The sequence below is a fragment of the Vibrio sp. PSi01 genome, assembly GCF_054960695.1.
Genome location: NZ_JBHNYN010000036.1, coordinates 1 through 6,157, shown reverse-complemented (window position 1 = coordinate 6,157; position 6,157 = coordinate 1). Strand labels below are relative to the sequence as shown.

Below are 6,157 nucleotides of genomic sequence, written 5' to 3'. Positions count from 1 at the left end.
TGGGGTGTCCCTCTAGGTACGGATTAGGTGGCTTAACATAAGACCACGCAACCAAAAAAATGGTTTTTTATTAAAGGAGAAGAAGCTTTAGACTGGTGCTAATACCCAGAGTCGAACTGGGGACCTCACCCTTACCAAGGGTGCGCTCTACCGACTGAGCTATATCAGCACACAAAATGAGTTGGAGCGTGCAGCGGGAATCGAACCCGCATCATCAGCTTGGAAGGCTGAGGTAATAGCCATTATACGATGCACGCAACACGTAACTCTGCTTGAGCTATTTAACCTTTAGAATATGGTGGAGGGAGACGGATTCGAACCATCGAAGGCAGTGCCGGCAGATTTACAGTCTGCTCCCTTTGGCCACTCGGGAACCCCTCCAAATTTTGAGCTTTCTCTCGCTGCCTTATAGGAAGGGAGAAAGTGGTGCCGACTACCGGAATCGAACTGGTGACCTACTGATTACAAGTCAGTTGCTCTACCTACTGAGCTAAGTCGGCACAAGTGGGGCGCATTTTATTGAATGATTTTCCACCTTGCAATAGTAAATTGAAAAAAAATGGAAAAATCTCATCTCAAATTCCTATATACAGCTATTTAGCTCAAGGTTTCTGCCTTTAACCCGCATCTAGTACAGGAAGATATTTTATTTATCTAGCGCATGATGTATTTTCCATGCACTTGTTTTGTCATCCACTATAGAGTTTAGTATGAGTCCATATATGTCATTCGACCGCGCACGTTGGTCTGAGCTAAGGAATTTAGTTCCGATGACACTTTCTGAAAGCGACTTAAAAGAGCTTCAAGGCATCAATGAAAAACTCACAATGGAAGAAGCTGTAGAGATTTATCTACCGTTATCTCGTCTATTGAATCTCTATGTTGCCGCAAGACAAAACAGAAATTCAGTGCTTCATGAATTCCTAGATAAAAAAGAGAAAGCGCCACCTTTTATTATTGGCATAGCTGGAAGTGTTGCTGTAGGTAAAAGTACAACCGCACGCCTGCTTAAAGCTCTCTTATCCCGCTGGGAAAACCATCCCAAAGTAGAACTCGTGACCACAGATGGCTTTTTGTACCCAAATGAGGTGTTAGAAGAGAAAGGGTTGATGAGTAAGAAAGGGTTTCCTGAGTCTTACGACATCAAGCGCTTAGTCAACTTTGTTTCAGATGTTAAAGCATGTAAAAGAAATGTCACTGCGCCAGTTTACTCTCACCTGACTTATAATATTACTGGTGATGTGAAGTGTGTGGATCTACCAGATGTTCTTATCATTGAAGGACTTAACGTTTTGCAAAGTGGCATGAACTACCCACACGAACCACATCGTGTCTTCATATCTGATTTCCTTGATTTTTCACTCTATGTTGATGCGGACAGCAAGCAGATCAAAGAGTGGTATATCAATCGTTTCATGAAATTTCGTGATGGCGCGTTTACCAAGCCCGGTTCGTACTTTAGTCATTACACCCGTCTGTCGAATCAAGCAGCATTCGATAAAGCGGAAGGTATATGGAGCTCAATTAATGGCTTGAACCTAGAACAAAATATCCTTCCGACAAGAGAAAGGGCACATCTGATTCTACGTAAAGGCGCAGATCATATGGTTGAAGAAGTGTTGCTTAGAAAATAGTAACGCCTTAGTCTCCTTTTCTTAACGATATCTCTCCACCAATATAGCTCTCGATGCCGTTCTCTGTTTTGAGTAACACGGCACCTTGTTCATCGATCCCCTGAACGACACCTTCAATTTCTCTAGGTCCAATAATCAATTTGACATTGCGACCTAAGAAATTATCTAAGCGATTCCAACGTTCGACAAAATTCGACATCCCTGTTAGTTCATAGTCGACAAGAGACTTGTCCCAGGCATTAATCAGAGCCTGTGCAAGTTGATTACGATCCGGTACTTGTCCATCACACACCTCCTTGAGAGAGGTCCATGGCTGGCCAATACCTGATGTTGTCGGATCCATAGATAAGTTAAGGCCCAAACCAATTACAATATGAGCAGCACCACCAGATTGCCCTGACAACTCTACCAATATTCCTGCTAGCTTTTTGTCATTATGGTAAAGGTCATTCGGCCATTTAAGCTTAACGCCTTCGACTCCCATCTCTTCCAAAGCTTCAACAACGGCAACACCAACTACGAGGCTTAATCCCATAGCAGCAGCCATACCCGCATCAAGTCGCCAGTACATCGAAAGGTACAGATTAGCGCCAAATGGTGACACCCACTCGCGCCCGCGACGTCCTCGACCTGCTGCTTGATATTCAGCAATGCAGACTGAACCGGATTCGAGGTCGTTGGTGCGTTCTAACAGATGCTGGTTTGTTGAACCTATGATTGGAATCAGTTCAAGGGAAGCATCACGGCTAACAGCAGACAATCGCCCTTGGTCAAGCATTTCTAAGCGGCTGGCTAGCTTATAACCTTTCCCTTGCACTCGATAAATATCCAAGCCCCACTCTTGAATACCTTTAATATGCTTACTGATCGCAGCTCGTGATACTCCGATCATTTCACCAAGGAATTCTCCAGAATGAAACTCACCATCAGCAAGGCATCTTAATAAGGCAAGCTTAGTACTGTGTTCTCTCATACTAATATCTCCAATGCTTTATCTAAGTTTGTCTCACCTTGTCGTCCCATAAAACGGACTTCATGTTCCAATTGAATATCAAATTTATCTAAGACAGATTGACGTACTCGCTCAGCTAGCTTAATGACATCCAAAGCAGTGGCTTTGTCATAGTTGATAATAACCAACGCTTGGTTTGGGTGAACTTGAGCACCACCTTCGATTACACCTTTGAACTGACATTGATCAATGAGCCATCCAGCAGCAACTTTGATCATGTTATTATTCTCATAACCTACAATGCTCGGGTACAGCAATAGCAATCGATCAAAATGATCTTTGGTGATCACTGGGTTTTTGAAGAAGCTGCCGGCATTACCTTGCACAGCAGGGTCTGGCAACTTGCTCGAACGAATGGCACATACTTCATCAAATATAGTACGAGGAGAAAGAGTCTCTATAGGAAGGCTTTTTAACGGACCGTAGTGATTACACGGCTTCCACTCTTTAGGTAATGCTAAGCCGATCGCAACAACAATCGCTTTACCGTATAAAGCGTGTTTGAAAATAGAATCTCTATAACCAAAGAGACATTGCTCTTTGGTTAATCGTTTAACTGTATAAGTATCCAGGCAAAGAGTATCGACATATTCGCACACGTCTTGCAGTTCAACACCATATGCACCAATATTTTGAATAGGTGCAGAACCTGAACAGCCCGGTATCATTGCTAAATTTTCGAGGCCACCAAGCCCCTTTCCAACGCTCCACTCAACCAAGCTAGGCCAATCTTCACCACCGTTAACATGCAGTAAGTGATGGCTATCTATCTCGGTCAAAGTAATCCCCGTCAACTGATTCACAATGATCAGGCCCGCGAAATGATCAGTAAAAAGCATGTTACTGCCCTTTCCCAGTATTAACTTAGGTAAGGCCGACCATTTAGAGTCTTTATAAACAGAAATCAGTTCTTCGATGGTTGTCACTTCAACCAACGCATCACACGTCTGATCGATGGAAAATGTATGAACATTTTTTAAACTAGCATTGAGATGGAATTGCATGATGATATTCAATTAACTTACACTGCAGCCATTCTACCGTAGATAAACAAGTGGCGCAGTGACAGAATGAACAATGTCATCATTACCCAATTAGACCCCGTAAAGGTTCCTCTCGTTAAACGTTTCTATAAAGAACACTACCCAACAGGAAAAGCTAATAAGAGTGAACTGATTTATTCATTGTTACTGGATAACGAGCTTTGTGGTGTCGTGCGTTTTCGAACGATAGAAGATAGCCGCTTGCTTACCGGCATGGCTATCTCAAAACAGCATAGAGGCAAGCAATTAGGCTCCCAGCTTATGGAGTACTGTGAGCAACATACACTCACAGAAAAAGACTACTGCTTTACATACGCTCATCTCATAAACTTTTATACACGACACCAATTCATACAAATAGACCCAAAACAACTACCTAATGGTTTGAGAGTTTTATACGAGCGATATTCGAATAGCGGAAAAGATCTCATTCCTATGCATTATCAGCAAAATTGTTAGAGAATGCCTCGATTATCTAGTATTTGATGCTATGCCTTTGGTAAAATTAAAGGTTCGCAATTTTGCATATTTTTAAGGTAAAACAGTCAATATGATTGCCAGTAGGAATCCATTCATACAATTGCCAACCATAGCGCAGAATCCTGACAAGTTTGAAGTACTACTATCAGCGCAAGAGTTTCGAACTCGTTTACTTGACGAGATATCTCGCGCAACGACTCGTATTAGTTTAGTCGCTTTGTACCTTGAAGATGATGAGGCTGGCCGTGAGATCCTAACTGCCTTATATGAAGCAAAGCAAAAGAACCCAGATTTGGACGTGAGTGTTTGTGTCGATTGGCATCGAGCACAACGCGGATTAATTGGTGCAGAATCTTCTGAAGGCAATGCAGCAATGTACAAAGAATTCGCTGAAAAATATCAGCTCTCTGTTCCTGTCTATGGCATCCCTGTTCGCGGTAAAGAGGTCTTTGGCGTTTTACATCTGAAAGGATTTATTGTCGACGATAACGTGATCTATAGCGGTGCAAGTCTTAATAATATTTATCTGAATTATCATGACCGCTATCGCTTTGATCGCTACCATGTTTTAAACAACCCAACACTGGCTGATTCAATGTTCACTTATGTACAAGAACAAATGATCGCAGATAGTGCTGTTTATGATTTAGCTGATAAGAACAAGCCTGCTACCAAAGAACTCAAACCAGCTATTCGCCAATTCCGTTCGTCATTAGCAAGATCTCAATATCAGTTCGATGGACAAGAAGTTTCACCTGAACAAGTTGCCATAACGCCACTGGTCGGTATAGGTAAAAGACGTAATCGCCTGAATCAAGGAATTAATCAGCTGGTTGCTCAAGCGAAAGATGAGATATTCATTTGTACTCCTTACTTTAACTTCCCACCTAGTTTAGCAAAGGAAGTGAAGAAAGCGCTCAAGCGTGGTGTAAAGGTCAGCATTGTTGTTGGTGATAAGACCGCGAACGACTTCTTCATTTCACCAGAAGAAGAGTTTAAAACCATTGGCGGGCTGCCTTACCTTTACGAATTGAACTTACGTCGTTTTGCTAAAGCCAATGAAGCCAACATTGCCAGTCGCAATTTATCAATTCGGCTTTGGAAACACGACTCTAATAGCTTCCACCTTAAGGGTATTTGGGTCGATAAGCGCTATATGCTATTAACGGGGAATAATCTCAACCCTCGCGCATGGAAACTAGATCTAGAGAATGGTATTTTTATCCAAGATAACTACCATCACCTAACGGATAAGTTCCAAGCCGAAGTTGATAACATCCTTCAACATACGCAACTTATCTGCACTTACAAACAATTAGATAAAGTCGATACCTACCCGGTCGAAGTTCAGAAATTGATTCGAAAGATCACTCGCGTGAAAGCCGATAGAGTGCTTAAGCAAATACTGTAGTAGATGTATTAAAAACACTATTTATCAACGCCTGGCAAACGCTAGGCGTTTTTGTATCTACGAGGTAACGAGTCAACATCTCTATTTATTCACAGTGAGTGTGGTAGATCTAAGTGCTAAGTACCCTAACTTTTCCTTAGTTAGTCTAAGAGTTCCGGATACCTGTATCCGGTATGATATAGAGAACAGTTAAACGAGTACCAATACGAACATAATCGACAATTACCCTCTACGTATTAAAAGCAATAATGGTCGTCATTCCCTACAGCAAAGTGCGTGAGCGATAGGAAATCTCACATAATAAAGCAATAAGATAAGCCCAATTTGATGTTCTGTTCTATTTTAGCTTAACGACCAGAGTTAGAAGTAACCACCTATATTCCCAAGCAGCACGTCCCGATATCGAGTGAAGTACCAGAGCTAGTGATAAGGATCTGTAGCCAAATTCCAAAACACATACGCTTAAAACGACGAAAGCCTAGTCGTCAGACTAGGCTTTCTAATATGTGCTGGCATAGCGTTAAGTGCAGGGGCTCGATGCCTTTACCGCACTCACACAATCTAAAAGCAAAACACT

Annotated in this window: 5 protein-coding genes and 4 tRNA genes; 3 read left to right on the top strand and 6 right to left on the bottom strand. The window is 42.1% G+C overall.

Annotation, left to right across the window (positions count from 1 at the left end; all coding sequences use genetic code 11):
- Positions 1-93: 93 nt before the first annotated feature.
- The 4 genes from ACFI6G_RS22030 to ACFI6G_RS22015 all read right to left on the bottom strand — a co-directional run bounded on the left by ACFI6G_RS22030 (position 94) and on the right by ACFI6G_RS22015 (position 500).
- Positions 94-169, bottom strand: a tRNA-Thr gene (locus tag ACFI6G_RS22030).
- 13 nt (positions 170-182) lie between these two features.
- Positions 183-257, bottom strand: a tRNA-Gly gene (locus tag ACFI6G_RS22025).
- Positions 258-296: 39 nt separating this feature from the next.
- Positions 297-381 (bottom strand) — tRNA-Tyr (locus ACFI6G_RS22020).
- A gap of 43 nt (positions 382-424) precedes the next feature.
- A tRNA-Thr gene (locus tag ACFI6G_RS22015) sits at positions 425-500 on the bottom strand.
- Between the two features lie 210 nt (positions 501-710).
- Between ACFI6G_RS22015 and coaA the strand changes: the two genes are divergently transcribed.
- On the top strand, positions 711-1,634 hold the full coding sequence (gene coaA, locus ACFI6G_RS22010) for a type I pantothenate kinase (RefSeq protein ID WP_029189146.1): 924 nt from the start codon (positions 711-713) through the stop codon (positions 1,632-1,634).
- A 7-nt stretch (positions 1,635-1,641) separates the two neighbouring features.
- On the opposite strand, the gene birA is transcribed toward coaA, so the two are convergent.
- Positions 1,642-2,607, bottom strand: coding sequence for a bifunctional biotin--[acetyl-CoA-carboxylase] ligase/biotin operon repressor BirA (birA, locus tag ACFI6G_RS22005; protein ID WP_016788811.1), 966 nt, complete (start codon positions 2,605-2,607; stop codon positions 1,642-1,644).
- Positions 2,604-3,650, bottom strand: a complete 1,047-nt coding sequence (gene murB / locus ACFI6G_RS22000; RefSeq protein ID WP_010435581.1) for a UDP-N-acetylmuramate dehydrogenase — start codon at positions 3,648-3,650, stop codon at positions 2,604-2,606. The genes birA and murB overlap by 4 nt, the downstream gene beginning before the upstream one ends.
- Positions 3,651-3,716: 66 nt before the next feature.
- On the opposite strand from murB, the gene ACFI6G_RS21995 reads away from it, so the two are divergent.
- Together ACFI6G_RS21995 and pssA are read left to right on the top strand one after the other, a co-directional pair.
- Positions 3,717-4,148, top strand: coding sequence for a GNAT family N-acetyltransferase (locus ACFI6G_RS21995; RefSeq protein WP_010435583.1), 432 nt, complete (start codon positions 3,717-3,719; stop codon positions 4,146-4,148).
- Positions 4,149-4,239: 91 nt separating this feature from the next.
- Complete coding sequence (pssA, locus tag ACFI6G_RS21990; RefSeq protein WP_010435586.1) at positions 4,240-5,580, top strand: CDP-diacylglycerol--serine O-phosphatidyltransferase; 1,341 nt, start codon at positions 4,240-4,242, stop codon at positions 5,578-5,580.
- The last annotated feature ends 577 nt before the right edge of the window (positions 5,581-6,157 follow it).